The organism is Segatella hominis (assembly GCF_004535825.1).
GTDB lineage: Bacteria > Bacteroidota > Bacteroidia > Bacteroidales > Bacteroidaceae > Prevotella > Prevotella hominis.
The window spans coordinates 23683-38616 of record NZ_SGVY01000011.1 but is presented as its reverse complement, the minus strand read 5'-3'; the positions used below and the strand labels follow the sequence as shown (position 1 = coordinate 38616).

The following is a 14934-nucleotide window of genomic DNA, read 5'->3' as shown; positions in this document are numbered from 1 at the left end:
CCCTAATCCAACTTAGAGAAATCTACGTCGTCAAGAGCAGCAACTGAATTCGTAGTATAATCAGAACCCTCCAGGTCTTTCAGCAAATCAGCTGTTGTCTGTGAGATGGTATTCGCATCTGTCAGACCCAAATCAGAAAGAGTTTTTGAATCAACTTTCGCTGCAACAGGCTTACCTTCATCATTGAATGCCTGAGAGTAAGCTTTCAACAGTTTTTTCTGCTTACCAAGAGACATCTTCAACTTATAGGCTGATACAATATCACCAATACTCAACAAACCACCGGTCAGCGAACCGATAATAGCAACATCCTTCTTACCCGTCAGAATACCGAGAAGCAAAGGAGCACCTACCTTGGCAGTAATACGGAGCACTGCATTGTTAACCTGCTTAATCTGCGCATCAACAGCCTCTTTGCTACGCTTGTTACCATTCTGATCAATCAGGAATACGCGATATGCTGGAGTACCATCCTCATTCAGAACTTCTTTACCATCTGCATCAGTCTCAACAACTTTCTGAGCAGAATAAACAGGAACATTACTCCATTGAACTGTAGTTTCTGTCACATTGAATTGCTCCAAGAGCGGTTTCAGCAAACCATCAATAATACCAGCAGAAGCATTTACACTAAACACCAAAGCAAAAGCTACGAGAGCTAATTTAAATACAATAGACTTTTTCATAAGTAATAATTATTATAAGTATTTTAATTGTCAAGATACATTTTCAGTCGGAACTGGCGCATGGTATAGTCACCTTGGGACTGAGCCATAACATTAGACATATCCAGGAATTTCACCTTCGCCTTTTTCTTGTAACCGACAGGACGGAAGAAGAAACCAGTTGGTAAATCAGAACGTTTCAGATGCAGATCGACAACACCATCAGCTCCTGAAGTTCCCACCTGACTGAAATCTTCAGACTTACGGATTTTATGAGCTAAATCTCCGTCTCTGGTGAGATTTCTCATCGCAAAGCCCTCATCACCATAATAAGCCCAAACCTCCACATTCTCCATCGGACCCGTTTCCTGGAAACCAGAATAATCGTTTTGCCATTTCACGACGGTAAAACGCAAATCAAGAGGTATCTTATCGATTTCCTGCTTGAGTTTCTCAATACCTTTAGAATAATAATCACAAGGATTACGATTGGAGAGATACTGGAACATCTCCAAGGCACCAGAGGCACAATCTACCAACTGCTTTTGAGAAATGGTTTCACCCTGTTTTTTCCAACCCAAATATTTATTGAATAATCCATTTGCATATCTGGTATAGAGGATACAAGAATCACATTCTGCAAGATTGGCATTGATGACAGGAGTCAAATCAACCTTAAAGTCCTTAGCACTTTTCACATTCATGAAAGTACGCTTGGCATCCTCATATCTGCGCATCTCAAAGAGGCGTGCAGCTTCAGCCATCAAAGAACCTGCCTCGGTTAGAACCTCCGGCTTGACAGAAAGAATACCATAAGTGGTCTTTTTGTCTGCAACTAAGTTTTCTACTGATACAGAAAGCCGGTTGGTGTTAGAACCATAGACGACAATGTTCTTCATCATCAGCCATTTATCATCCAACTCTTTGAGTTCATCAGCACATTTATCCCAGTCGTCCAAATCCTTCTCTTTATTTTTGCCGGAATAGTTTTCAAACATCTTCTCATAATTCCTACATCTTTCATTAAGCATTCTGAGTTGATCTTTCATAACACGAATACTGGACATAGGAATGGTCACGATGGTAACATATACCTTATCATCATTCTTCTTTTTTGTCTTGGCAATACGGGCATGTAAATCCGGACTAACCTTACATTGCAAATCGGGATAGGAAGAAACAAACTCTACTGCAGTACTGTCAATACTCAAAATCGGCTCATAAAAGTTCTGTTCATCCAAAGCGATAGGCTTCTCTACTTCTACAACAGAATAAGCCTGCAACAGACCCTTTTTCAGATTGACAGTAAAACGGGAACGATTGATATCGCCTCGTTTGCTGACCTCTACCTTAGGAAGTTTGCATTCATCAGGATTGACAATAATCTCATAAAGATAATTATTATTTCTATTACGCCCCCTCAATACAGATTTTGCATTAGGCGAGTTCAAGACTGTCACCACCAAGTCAGAACGCTTGGAGAGAACCAAGATACCACTACGCCCAGCGTCGTCAATAAGGTCTTGCTCAGCAGTTCGCTCGCAAGACACATATTGAGACTGCGCCCAAGTAGTCAATGTAAGAAGACATAAGCCTAAAAATACAAATAACTTTTTCATACGCAATAAAGTAAAATTCTACTCTCGAATGATTCCGGCTCCCAAACCGCTCAGAGACATGATGTCAAGATTAGGTTCCTGCTTTTCCTTACCAACATACATTGGCTGCCAAGCACGAACATGAACTACAGGCTCTCTTCCGTCATCAAAGAATTCCCACATCAGGAAGAGGTAACCCTCATCACTATAAGTGCTGGACTTCCATGACTGCTGAAGGCGTACGCCATAGAACTTACCGTCTTTTGACATCGAAATACCTTCTCTACAGCCTCCACTTGGGAAACCATCAGGACCAATCTGCTTAAACTGGACATCAATCCATTTGTTACGAGCAAAAGCACGTCTCAAGTTGGCCATATACTGAGTTTTTGTCTGCTCGGTATATTTTACCATAAACTGCGCCTTTTCATTTTCATCCATTCCATTCATCTTTTTCATGATGACATTACCTGTAATGATACGGGCGTCATCAGCAAAGAACTTTCCGATAGTACCCAAATCTTTCTGGTTGTATGCAGTACGGAATTGCTCCACATATCTCATCACAATCATCTCTCTTTCCTGACTGACAACAGACTTAGAGCCACAACGGTCCATACTCATACCGGTCTGAGAGTCCATCGCAAAGCGGAAATCAGTGATAACACCTCTGGAATTAAATTCCACCACAGCATCCTGATAAGTATTTGTACCGAAATCCTCACCTTCTGGTGTAATGATCAGAGGGATGTGATAGACGGTCATGGTACCATTTGCAAAAGGCCAGCAACGTTCTACTACATCCTCATCATCCACATAAAACGGAGTAACAGCCCAAAGACGAGCCAAAGATTTCTTGGCAAATTCAGTCATCTGAAGGTTCTTTACCGAAACGATATCATGCGAACTTTGGGCACGATTGATTTCAGTGAGAACCTTAGCTAAGTTTCTCTCAGCTGCATCCATTCCAGAAGGGCGAACAAAGCCCTCATCTACGGTAAGTGTAACATCAACTGCCATCGCCGCAGAGAAGCTGGAAATGCAGAAGATCAACGTCAATAAATATTTAATAGACTTTCTCATAATTAAAATCTTTTATTCTAATTTCTGGAGATTACTCATTTATGATAAAACCAATCGCACCACATCCCGGATAGTTATTGGTGGTATCCTCTTGTCCTGTCTTCACATTCTTACGAGGCTTACCTGGAGACAAAATGGCCTCTACTACCCCATCTTTATTATACATAGCTAAATAATACAATGCAGGATTATCCAACTTGGCGTAATAATCATAAGTCTTAATCTTGCCAGATTTCTTATAATCCATAATTTTAGCTGCCACATCTGTATATTGTGTCAAGGCTGCCAATTCTACTGCAACAGCAGGAAATGTTGTTTGAACGGTTGAAATCTCCTCCACCTGAGAAGTCGCTGCTACTGGAGTATTCACATCTGCTACAGGAGCATTTACTTCCTTGGAAATAATGGTTGCATTATCACCTTTCTGGATATCGCTTTTTTTGACGTACATAAAACTTCTGAACATGTTTCCACGAGGCAAAGACATGGTCGTATAAAGTTCCTGACGGTTGTTTAATACGAAGTTGGCAGTTCCCTTCAGTTTTTTCTGACTGGCAGCCCACTTGTTTATCTCATAATTCAGTATTTCTTCAGCCAAGTCTCTTGCATCCTGTTCTGTCTCAGCCGTAGCCTCGCCATAGATATAGAGATTGCTTTTCTTGACTGATGCAATCTGTTTTTTCTGCTCGTCAACTGTTTGAGCATGAAGTGTTCCACCAAAGAAGAATAACAATAGTAGAACTAAAAGGTTACTTGATTTCATACTTATACTCGTCTTTTATATTATCTGTAAAATACTTCTCTACAATGTTTTGCAAAGGTATGTAAGGATACAACTTTGCATCTACTACATCGTCCTTACCCTGCAAGAGGCATATCGGAAAACGGAAAGAAAGCACATGATTGTAAGCCAAAGGCTCATTCAAGATAAACAGTGTTCCCGACAATTCCTTTTGAGAAACGGTCTTGATACCCATATATATTTTCGCTCCCTCTGCCCGACAGAAAGAAACAAACTGCTGCAAGGTAACAAGGAGTGAATCTGTCTGATAACCATATTTGTCAACCGCCAGTCTCAGGGAGATTGCATTTCGGAAAATGCCCGTCAACATGATGTTGTTAATACTCTTGGCTACACTTCCTTTACTGCATACCAGTTCTTCCTTGCCATTGACAGTCCTAAAATAAAGTTTACTGCTGATCAGATTGCTCAGGTAGTTTCCATTATCTAAGATCCTTGCATCCTGAGAAGTGGAAACCTTGGCATTCTCCCACCCTTTAAGAATTGTCTGATTGTCTAAAGAATGATGTTTCGGCAAATCTCTTACCAATAGGGAGTCCATCTCTATCATATTGCAACCTTTGATCAACTGGCAATCTGCCTGAAAAGCAACAGTCACCGGTTTCCCTTTTACAGTCCAAGTAACCCGATAACCACGTCGCTTGATGTATTGTATGGAGAAAGGACAGTTTTCATTGACCATGCGCAACATATTGATGTTTCCTTTCGTGATAACCACATTATCAACATCCAAACGCTGTTGCAGCGTCTTTCCATCCAGCAACAGGTCAAGTTCAAGCAGGTAACGCTCCAGGAAATCAAAAGCCGGAGATTCGCCATAGGCAGCCATCAATTCATTGTGGAAAAGTTTATAACCAATATGGCAGACATCACCAAAGGCATTGGTTCTGATTCGCAAAGGTTTCCCCTTAAATGTATATAAGGTATCATTATTCGTATTCTTTCCTATAGTATCAGGCAGGTTCACTCCCACAGCATTCGCTATCTTGGAGAGACGAACATTGTAGTATGGTGTGGCGACACATATCTGTGCCACCATCACCAATAATACTATAGTCAGTTTACGTATCATGGCTTCACTGCTGTTATATCACCATCATGTTTCCAATAACCCATACCGCCAGAAGGAACTCCGTTACGGAACTCACCCTCATAAGTATCTCCTGGATTAGCCACATAATCTTTAGAACTGATGATGCGATGTGTTCTCTTGAAAACAATCTTACCATAGCCATGTGGCTTGCCATTCTTGCTTTCACCATAATAAACACCATAGCCCAAGTCGATACCACCAACATTGCTTGGAGCAGCCTTCTTTGGCTGAACTGGTTGCTGGATAATCTCAAGAGCTTTCTTGGTCCACTCCACGAACTCAAGGAACTCAGAAGAACCCTGATTGCCACCACACTCTGGCAGAACAACCTGTCCTAACAACTGCTGGATCTTAGGAACTAAGGTTTGCTTACGGGTATTGATATTCATCAGAGTTGTACCCGCAACATCCTCATACTTTTCCTTCAAACTCTCACCGAGACTCTCTGTAAATTCAGCATTATAACCTATCTCGATAAATTTAGAGCCTAATGGTTTCAAAGATTCCAAACCAAGCAATGGGTCCTTGGATACAATACCGAAGGCTGTACGACCTGTACCATCCATCAAATCACCATGCTTAATATAGTCGATAGAGTAAGCGATGATAGCGTATGGCATGTAAAGCGCACGGATTTCTGAGCCCTTCAACTCAGCCTGCAACTCCAACTTCGGATAATCCTCACCTGTGCCCTCAGAGTGAAGAACAACTCTCATCTGCTTGCCTTCTGTACCATTTACCAAGAGGTCGTAACGCTCCTTGTAGAATGGCAGATACTTCAGACAGCGGATTGGGAAGCAATAGGTAATAGCCTGGACGGTCATCTCGTTCTGACGGGAACCGTTCATATCAACATATACCTGAATTCCTGCTTCAACAGAACCCTTCAGCGCATCTCTCAACTTGTTGGCAAACTTGGTCACCTTATCATTCCCCTCAACCTTTGGCAGGTTGACAAGTACGATCTTACGGTTGATATTCAAGCCCTGCTGCGGAACAGGATTGTTCTCACCACCAACAGCACTCTGAAGTTCTGCAGGATTCAACTGCAAGAACACACCACTCTCGATGATCACCTTCTTGGCAAATTCCTTCAAAGAATCCTCATCGGTATAGCGCTCACTCAACTGCTCAAGAATGTTGCGGTTGATCAGTTTGGTATTTGCCTCAACCAAGATATCCTCATGGATAGCGATTGACTTCTGGCGAACTACAGTCTCCATAAGATCTGCCAAAGAATCCTTATCGATAGTGGCATTGGCACGACTGAATGTAGCATCAGCACCTATCTCCTCTACGATGCTGGCGCGAACGGCATCAGCCAATCCCTTCTGATGTTTCTTATCCTTGATCACCTGCTCTGTGAAGTTCTTCACACGCTGCTGGTCATAGAAGCGGATAACTACTTTCTGCAGGTTGCTCAAACCATTATTTTCATCATTGCAACGGGCAGCAATCATCGCCTCATTGTATTCAATAGCCTCATTCAATGTAGCTACAAAGATTTCAATATCGCTGCGCAAGCCAGAAATCAAGTTGCTTACCTTAGCTAACAACTGCTGTGCGAACTCAGCACCCAAGACCTCGCAACGCTTCACCATCAACTTCTGCAAGATGGTAGAATGCTTGGTCAGATACTTACCCTTCACCAATTTCTGGATCAGCACACCAGCAAAATCCTTCTTGTTCATCTCACGCATCTGAATGAGCTGGTCAGACTGCTGACGAGAATTCTGAGCAAGCGTCTCCATGTTCTTACGCTTCTTGGCAATCTCATCAGCGATGCAGTCAACCAACTGCAACATGTTATAGAGAGACAGATCGCCTACCTTCCACTGGTCGAAGATATACTGTTCGATACGACTGCGAATCTCACGAGCATGACTATCGCAGGCTGCCAATTTATTCTCGTAGAACTGTTTAGCACCGCAGTTGCGGAACAGTTCGTTATAACCCTTCTCGCAGAGTGCTTCCAACTTAGCCAAAGGCTGGTTTTCCTTCTCAGCAGCCATAGCCCATCTTGGAATGATACCAGCCCAATAAGGAGCAAAAGCACCAAACTTATTCTCTTCGTCCTTGAGAATAGGAATTTCAAGCATCAGGTGCTTATCTGTAATACGCCACTTCTCCTGCAAGTCAGCACTGGCAGCAGCAGAATTGAAGTCCTTGTTAGCAGGAGCATCACGGTAGCCTAAGTCATCACTCCAGTTGCCATAACGCATCTGCAACAATGCCTGACGACCGAATGAGTATGTGAAATATTCAATAATTTCCTCTTCAGGAATGATAATACGCTTGAAACCGAAAGAGCTGACAGCCTTTGTACGATAAGGAACAATCTGTCCTGGTTTAGCCTTTTCATAATATTCCATTGCCCAGTCAGCAATATTCTCAAAAGAATAACTACGCAAGAACTCCTGAGTATTGTCATTGACATCGAGGAAGATACGGCTATAAGTAAAGTCGGCAAGAATCTGTGGCAACTCATGATGAGACTCTACGAGATAACCATGTTCATTGGCATTGCTGTAGAGTATCAAACCATCAGCAACCTTTCTTACCCTGTCCAACTCCATTCTTTCGTGAAGTCCGGAAACATCGTATGGCTTGAAATTACCAGAAAGCAAGGCATTCAATTCCTGCAATGCAGCATATCCATTAGCATGATACTTGCCTGCATCACTCTTTCCTGGAGGTGTAATTTCAGGAACCATCGCATTGACAACGATAGAAGTACCCGTCTTTCCGTCCATAGACAACATATCCTGGAACTGTGGCATCATACGGGTTTGGGAAATCACATCAATAATAGAACCAGAACCTGTACCACCAGCCAAACCGGTAAATATATAAATATTGGTACGCTCAGCATGAGTAATCTTGTTTACCCTGTTGTAAGCACCCAACAAAGCATTCTTGTAATTCTCAACACTTGAACCGAAGAGGATACGACCAGCACGGCGCTTCTGAGCTGCAGCTGCTCCCACCTCACCGATTGTTTTAGCCATTACCTCACCATCACCGATCAAGCCTTTCAAGCCTGGATAGTTCTTTGGATTAGCCAAGATAGATTTGATGTCAACACCCTTAACGTTGACAAACTCATTAGCAGTGAACTGCGCATTCTTTCCCAAGACATACCAAGTCTTGTCGCCAGGCATCATCTCCTCTGTGCTTGAATCCACATAGAGGAAGGCGATAGGAAGTTTAGCACGCTCATCATCATTATACTCCTGATAGAGTCTTTTACGGAAGGCCTTCAGTACTTTTCCACCGGTACCGCCCAAGCCAATAAGAATGTGATTTTCCTTCATATTATTTATCCTTTTAGTTATTATCAGTTTATATTCATCAATGAGAGGTATCAATATATTCCCAAATCTTCAAACGACTCATCGAAATTGCAGGAAATCGGACGTTTTCTGGCAAAGATAGCGATGACAACAGCAACGACTATCACGAAAAATGCCCACCCTACTCGATGCCATATATAGGAATTCAAGTTGCTGCGGAAGGTTTCTGCCATAACTGCAGGCAACTGGGAAACATCATTTCCAGAGAAATTACAGGTTCCGAAGAATAGACCGAACAAATGATTCTGAGATGTAATTTCATCCAATATCTCCTGTGATTCCTGCGCCGTAACCAGTCCACTTGCTCCCTCTACCAACTGCTGGACATAGATTTCTATGCTATCAACATAGCTTTTCGCATCGATAGCTCCCATCATCAACGAGAACTGAATCGTGAGCAGCAGAAAGAGCACCGCACCTGTTATATAGAAAGGAACAGACTCCACAATGCCACGATTAAACTGTCGTAGCAGAAAGTACAATATAGCCATGACTGCTGTTGTAATGACCACGCCATAGAAAATGGACATAAATGCAGTCGTGAATAATTGGAAAAATATCATTTGCTATCGCTTTAAGTTATTAATTAAGTTATTTCAAGATACATAAAAAACATGCCTTTTGGTAGAAAAGACACTTTTTACGCTTGCAAATATATAATAAATATTTGGTAACACAAAATTTTTTCTAACTTTTTTTATTTTTAACTTTCATAAATATCGTGACGTGTACAGAATACACTTTTGTAATCGCCTTATATACAAATATAAATAAGGTTTAATATATAAGATTGTACTATCTCCCTTATTTTATCTGATAACAACATGTTTCGTTATCAAGAAGGCGATATACCTCTATTTCTCATCATGAAAAAGACATCATGAGAAAACAGTAATATATCGCCATAAGATATTTATTTGTAATATTGAATTCTACGAGTTTCCTTCCAACTTCTACCATCACTACTTTTTGCAGAACGCGCAGTCCAGTTGCCATGTTCATCAAAGCTCTCGTAGGTATAGGTGGTGGTATCTTTGAACTTTTCACCTTCTTCAGCTCCCATTTCCCAAGATTCACCTTCGCAAACTTTCTTGATAAGGTAACCTTTCTCATCGTAGGTGAAAGTCGTTATATCTTCACCTTCACCATTGTGCTTGATTTTAGATACCCATCCCGTCTTGCTATCATAGGTGATCTCTTCAGTATCAATACAGTCGTATTCACCTTCCGTATATTTTATGATTCGTTTTTGGGCATCACGCTCAACATCAGAGAGAGCATTTTGGATACTTCTACCATTATATGTATTCCACTTACCTTTTTCAGTAAAAGAATAAGAAATCGAATTATCATCATTTCTCTCTGTAAAAGACTTCACCTTTCCTCGCAACTCAAAGTAAGCAAGATCTACATCACCAGGCTTATTCATATCAGCCTGTTCTGCATCTTCCTTATTTTCCTCTTGTTTGATTCCAGTTAATTCCTCAACATTTTCAATAATACCATCCTCAAGCAATTCTTTAGCTATTTTTTCCAAGTTGCTTTTAGCTTTCTCTACATAAGATAGTAATTCCTCATCAGTAGGAACTACTATTTTACTGATTTTATCTAAAGCATACAGAGCGCATCTATATCCATCAAACATTTTAACACCATTCCGATCATCACCACAGATACTGTAAGCAATAGAAGCCCTGCCATTTTTAAAGAATACGCGAGCTGGAAAAATAACAGAATCATTTTTATCCAACATGAAGCAAAGTTCATTGTAGTAACTCGGATTTTCAGCTTTTGCTAAGACTTCTAAATTGACTTTATATTTTCCTACCATAGACGCTTCCATGTCAGTAATTCCTGCAAGACCTTTGGAGAAACTAACTCTTCTATGACTAATAATTGGCACAGAATCAGACACCGGTTTTTCCCTCAATTCTTGTACTTTTTGGGATGGAAGAATCTTATTCCATTCTTCTATATATTTAGTGATGATCTCATCACGTTTATCCTTATTGTCCTCAAATTCCAACTCTTCAACGCATTTCTGCTTCAAGTCCAAATACTGTAACAGATAGCCAGGCATTTCGCCAAAGATACCCTCATTGGTCAACTTACTGCTTGATCCGCCACTACAAGAGGCGAACACAAAAGCCAGTACCATAACACCCAAATTCAATAAAAATAAGGAATACTTTTTCATACTTTGATCTTTTTAAATTTCTAACTCTGTTCGATTACCCATGCACTACTTTTGCAAAGACATAGAAGAACTCTTAGCCGGAATAACAGAAGATACAATAGGATCATAGCCGAAACTTTGGCATTTACCTTCTGTATCCATGAAATAAACTTCATCGGTAGGGATTTTATTCTCAGGGAATAAGAACTTGACCAATTTACCAAACACCTGATCAGAAGCCGCAAGAATATAGTTGACTGCAGCTTTTGACTTTTGAGCTTCAGTATTCGTAGTCAAACGGAGAAAAGTATCCACATCTCCCATTTCGTTTTCTTCTTCCACTTCATGCAGAACAACTGCACTTTTCTGTTCTGAATCATACTGCACATCTATGGAAGTACGGGCAATGAAAACAAAATGAGAAGACAGAATAGGGGCTGTCACAAGTATCGAATTTCCATCAGGACTTGCAGTTACAAAGAATGTCAGATTGGTATAGAGTCCACTTTTGCGTCTGAGCCCCTCCCTTATTGTAACCAACGGACCTTTAACTTCTTCTTCACGTTCCTCATCATAACTGAAATTACGAGGAAAAGCAATTTGAGAGGGTTTCGCATTCATATCGACATCTACGACCTTGCAGAAATCTCCTTTAATCCAAGCCAATTTAGCATTAGCATGCCCAGGGTTTCCTCCATAAGAATTGGCAATTACTCCTACCTGATACCATCCGTTCTGAGACTCTATGCTGTTTGGATTCACTGGCAAAAAGTCACCATTCATAGGATGGAAAGTTTCTACAAAAGCCCCTGTCATGGAATTTGGTCGATAAAGTTTCGACTCAGTATCAGCAAAAAATATTTTGCAATATGTATCGTAAGAACCGCCATCAGAATTCCAACACATCAGTTTACCGCCATTTACACTTGGCGTACGACGCAGATTTACATTGTCCTGAGTAACAATAACAAAACGCTTAAAATCTGGTACTTTCACTGTGAGTTTGTTTATCTGTGCAACTGCTTTCTGAAACAGAAACAGCAACAAAACCAAACCAATTACTAAACAATAATTGTGTTTTCCATACCGACTTTTTTCAATCATATTAAGAAAAAGTTTATCGTTAATAACTAAGTCATGTTGTTCATGGCTTCTTCAAAAAAATTACTTATAGTAGGTAATGACACGTGATATACACTCACGAACAGGATTTCCATCTACTTCAAACTCACAGATACGTGACGTCCAATTGCCATGAGAGTCAAACTCATAGTCGCTATACTTATAGACAGTAACATTCTCTTCAGACATATCTGTTGCTGTAAAGACTTCCTTTATCAAACGTCCTTTGCTATCATAAGAATAAACGGTTTCATCTGTTTCTTCGTCAAAAACAGAAGTTATCTTTGTTACACGTCCTGCAGAATCATACGAAATAGCTTTCGGCACGGTATAGTCATCATCCTTCTCACGATAGAAAGTTATACGGCCCTTTGCATCACGTTTGAGTCCCGATATATTGTTCCAAATATTTAAACCGCCATCATCACGATAACCTATCCACTTGCCATTTCTGTCAAAGATTCGTTTATGTCTTGGACCACCAGCATTCGACCACTCGATACAAGTGTGAACCTTGCCTTTTAAATCAAAGCAAGTTAAGTCAAGCACTGGCTTAGTTTGAGCCACTACCGTTCTCTTCACAGTCGTTGTTTTCTTTTTTACTTGCGCTGTCATACTCACACTAGTAAGTAACAGCAAGGAGAATAGTACTCCTAAGGTTTTAAAAAACTTACTCATATAAATATAATATTAAAGTCCACTTGAATTAGTGGGCACTATTTAAATTAAACAAATGTCTTAGTCGGGCTCTATTCCGACCTTAACGATAACTAACACGGACTATCAGTCTGCCACAAAGTTTATCCAAGCGCATATAGCAATTGCTTGCAAACTGTGCTTAATATTAGTATTTATGCTAAATCATAGCCTTAATAACCAAGTTTCATATTTTTGATTAGCTGACTTGAAGACACATCGCCAGGGGCAACAGGAAGAGTATCCTCAAAAGAATTTTGAATACCCTCCATCTCTTGTTGCTTAGCAGGAGTCAAGGTTACATCAGTAGTTTCTACACATATAGTGGTTCCAAAGTGAATGACAGGCTTTTGTTCCTCACCCGTCCAGGAAGCAAAACAATCATCCTTAAATTCCTTTACAGCATCAGCAACCTTCATGCCGATTTTCATTGTTTTACCATTCTCACACTTGACCGTAATCTTATCGGAGAAAATACAAATAGTAATTATTTGATCACTATCAGCATAGCCTTCTACAGCTGCTACCAATTCTTCACCATTGTACAAAGAATAGGTTTTCAACTGGGTATCTGGGTTTGTAGAGACAACGAAATTGGTATAAAGGTTCTCATATGCTTTTGGAAGTTTGGATAACTTACCATTCAATTGAACCACTCCATAACCCGTTTCTGTAAAGACACACTCCGGCATATCTTTAGCTGCTTCGGATGCCTCTTTAATCGTATCAGAAGTTTCCACTCCATCCACTTCCTTTGGGGTAGTCTTCTTTGGATTACCACACGAAGCCAACACGATTGACAAAACCATTGTTGGCAATAATAGATATTGTTTAACCATAATATAATAATAAATTAGATTCCTCTACGAGTTTCTGACAAACATGAGACATATAATCTTGAGCTTTTTCAGTAAAAGCGTCAAGAGAATCCGAATGAACAATTTCCGCTCTCACCACTTTATCGTAAGCTAACCAAAACGCTTTCATGCCTAAAAGAACATTTTCTTGGTCAACTTGCGGATAACCATAAAAAAGACTTGATACATTTGCTTCCTCTCCCACATCATCAGAAATAGAAGGCAAATCCAATGCCACAACCTTATCATCAGCATCATAGAGGCAACTTGGCAAATCACAGAATATAACTTCATTGGTAAACTCTGTTTCTTTTCCTGCATTAGTTGAGCAAGATACCAATATCATTACTCCCGACACTAACAATAATAGAGATTTTTTACCCATATATGATAAGTTAAACTGTTCAACATATCAAGAAACGGAGGGGCAAATTCTCATCGATCTTACACCTCCATTCCTTTTATCGTATTACAGGAATATAAAAAGAGAGCCTTTAAATATCAACTCAAACAAACCTGTCTTCCTGTTCTTTCGTATTATTGCACTTGAATGTTGTTGAAAACAAGATAATCACAAGTTAACGGATAAGAAGCAGCATTAATAAAAATAGAACCTGAAATAGACCTTGCCTGTGCTTGGAATTTTTTAAATTTTACAGTTATCTTCTTTGGCGTATTTGCTATTAAATCTGTACTCGCACGATCCTGAGCAATATCATCTAAAAATTTTCCATCATCAAAAGAAACATCAAAGCTTTTACATTTTTCACCTGTATTATCCGCTATATCACTACTACTCCACTTAAAATGAAAATCACTTATTGAAACTTTAGAGATAACATAAAAAGTCCAATAACATGATCCATCGCGATAAGTACAAGATGAATTTGAATAACTCAAAATTTTATCATTCGTCTGAATACCTGCCATTGGGCGTTTATCAGTCCAACCAAAGAAACGAGTCTCACCAGACAAATAACCTTTTTCAGATTCTCCAATATAAACATCAAGACACAACTTTGCATTCTTTGCATTGTTTGATGGATCAAATTGGGCTATAACAATTGTAGCAGACTTTTCTTCACCTTTCTTCAAACTGATGTTATCAAGTCCATACAATGGCTTCTTAAACAATCCTCCTTCAATAGACATTTTATTACCATAATAATTATAAGCATTAGACGTATTATCAACTGCTTTAATGTTCTGAATCGAAATATCATTCAGATTTTTACCACTAACATTTTTAAGTTTGAAGTCAACACGCAAGCAATTACCTATTCGTTCACACTGTACATTACTAATACTCAAATACTCCCACATGCCTCCTTCACCTTGAATTTCATTATCATCTTCAGACTCACATGCCGAGAATGACAATAATGCCATCAGCATCAACAATAAATACTTAAACTGTTTCATAAAAATAAAATTTAATCATTATCTTTACCAGGCTCTATAGTAAAGGAATCAATACGTGTATGTTAAC

General features: G+C 39.8%; 13 protein-coding genes. All 13 read right to left on the bottom strand.

All coding sequences use genetic code 11. The features are described 5' to 3' along the window. Nucleotides 1-2: 2 nt before the first annotated feature. On the bottom strand, nt 3-686 hold the full coding sequence (locus EXN75_RS05870; RefSeq protein WP_134843131.1) for a hypothetical protein: 684 nt from the start codon (nt 684-686) through the stop codon (nt 3-5). A gap of 23 nt (nt 687-709) precedes the next feature. Beyond that, nucleotides 710-2284 (bottom strand): hypothetical protein, encoded by a 1575-nt coding sequence (locus EXN75_RS05865; RefSeq protein ID WP_134843130.1) that lies wholly within the window; start codon nt 2282-2284, stop codon nt 710-712. Between the two features lie 18 nt (nt 2285-2302). After that, on the bottom strand, nt 2303-3346 hold the full coding sequence (locus tag EXN75_RS05860; RefSeq protein WP_134843129.1) for a hypothetical protein: 1044 nt from the start codon (nt 3344-3346) through the stop codon (nt 2303-2305). Between the two features lie 31 nt (nt 3347-3377). Continuing rightward, nucleotides 3378-4109: a hypothetical protein gene (locus EXN75_RS05855; protein ID WP_134843128.1), complete on the bottom strand. Its 732-nt coding sequence runs from the start codon at nt 4107-4109 to the stop codon at nt 3378-3380. After that, nucleotides 4096-5220: a hypothetical protein gene (locus EXN75_RS05850; protein ID WP_134843127.1), complete on the bottom strand. Its 1125-nt coding sequence runs from the start codon at nt 5218-5220 to the stop codon at nt 4096-4098. The genes EXN75_RS05855 and EXN75_RS05850 overlap by 14 nt, the downstream gene beginning before the upstream one ends. Beyond that, a complete protein-coding gene (locus EXN75_RS05845) occupies nt 5217-8555 on the bottom strand; it encodes a tubulin-like doman-containing protein (protein WP_134843126.1) in 3339 nt (1112 codons plus the stop codon). Before EXN75_RS05845 ends, EXN75_RS05850 begins: the two co-directional genes overlap by 4 nt. Nucleotides 8556-8605: 50 nt before the next feature. Next, nucleotides 8606-9085 carry a hypothetical protein gene (locus EXN75_RS05840; protein ID WP_134843125.1) on the bottom strand — a complete coding sequence of 160 codons (480 nt, stop codon included), beginning with the start codon at nt 9083-9085 and terminating at the stop codon, nt 8606-8608. 422 nt (nt 9086-9507) lie between these two features. After that, entirely contained in the window at nt 9508-10791 is a 1284-nt protein-coding gene (locus EXN75_RS05835; RefSeq protein ID WP_134843124.1) for a hypothetical protein, read from the bottom strand. 45 nt (nt 10792-10836) lie between these two features. Next, on the bottom strand, nt 10837-11874 hold the full coding sequence (locus EXN75_RS05830) for a hypothetical protein (RefSeq protein WP_134843123.1): 1038 nt from the start codon (nt 11872-11874) through the stop codon (nt 10837-10839). 60 nt (nt 11875-11934) lie between these two features. Next, nucleotides 11935-12474, bottom strand: coding sequence for an RHS repeat domain-containing protein (locus EXN75_RS05825; RefSeq protein WP_167639461.1), 540 nt, complete (start codon nt 12472-12474; stop codon nt 11935-11937). Between the two features lie 287 nt (nt 12475-12761). After that, on the bottom strand, nt 12762-13427 hold the full coding sequence (locus EXN75_RS05820; RefSeq protein WP_134843121.1) for a hypothetical protein: 666 nt from the start codon (nt 13425-13427) through the stop codon (nt 12762-12764). Next, entirely contained in the window at nt 13420-13830 is a 411-nt protein-coding gene (locus EXN75_RS05815) for a hypothetical protein (RefSeq protein WP_134843120.1), read from the bottom strand. The genes EXN75_RS05820 and EXN75_RS05815 overlap by 8 nt, the downstream gene beginning before the upstream one ends. A 152-nt stretch (nt 13831-13982) precedes the next feature. Further along, on the bottom strand, nt 13983-14867 hold the full coding sequence (locus EXN75_RS05810; protein ID WP_134843119.1) for a hypothetical protein: 885 nt from the start codon (nt 14865-14867) through the stop codon (nt 13983-13985). Nucleotides 14868-14934 lie beyond the last annotated feature (67 nt).

What these genes read in the sequence shown, in the direction of transcription:
- EXN75_RS05820 (WP_134843121.1), bottom strand. Translation starts at nt 13,427, where the DNA reads ATGGTTAAACAATATCTATTATTGCCAACAATGGTTTTGTCAATCGTG.
- EXN75_RS05865 (WP_134843130.1), bottom strand. Translation starts at nt 2,284, where the DNA reads ATGAAAAAGTTATTTGTATTTTTAGGCTTATGTCTTCTTACATTGACT.
- EXN75_RS05835 (WP_134843124.1), bottom strand. Translation starts at nt 10,791, where the DNA reads ATGAAAAAGTATTCCTTATTTTTATTGAATTTGGGTGTTATGGTACTG.
- EXN75_RS05860 (WP_134843129.1), bottom strand. Translation starts at nt 3,346, where the DNA reads ATGAGAAAGTCTATTAAATATTTATTGACGTTGATCTTCTGCATTTCC.
- EXN75_RS05870 (WP_134843131.1), bottom strand. Translation starts at nt 686, where the DNA reads ATGAAAAAGTCTATTGTATTTAAATTAGCTCTCGTAGCTTTTGCTTTG.
- EXN75_RS05855 (WP_134843128.1), bottom strand. Translation starts at nt 4,109, where the DNA reads ATGAAATCAAGTAACCTTTTAGTTCTACTATTGTTATTCTTCTTTGGT.
- EXN75_RS05845 (WP_134843126.1), bottom strand. Translation starts at nt 8,555, where the DNA reads ATGAAGGAAAATCACATTCTTATTGGCTTGGGCGGTACCGGTGGAAAA.
- EXN75_RS05850 (WP_134843127.1), bottom strand. Translation starts at nt 5,220, where the DNA reads ATGATACGTAAACTGACTATAGTATTATTGGTGATGGTGGCACAGATA.
- EXN75_RS05830 (WP_134843123.1), bottom strand. Translation starts at nt 11,874, where the DNA reads ATGATTGAAAAAAGTCGGTATGGAAAACACAATTATTGTTTAGTAATT.
- EXN75_RS05810 (WP_134843119.1), bottom strand. Translation starts at nt 14,867, where the DNA reads ATGAAACAGTTTAAGTATTTATTGTTGATGCTGATGGCATTATTGTCA.
- EXN75_RS05840 (WP_134843125.1), bottom strand. Translation starts at nt 9,085, where the DNA reads ATGGCTATATTGTACTTTCTGCTACGACAGTTTAATCGTGGCATTGTG.
- EXN75_RS05815 (WP_134843120.1), bottom strand. Translation starts at nt 13,830, where the DNA reads ATGGGTAAAAAATCTCTATTATTGTTAGTGTCGGGAGTAATGATATTG.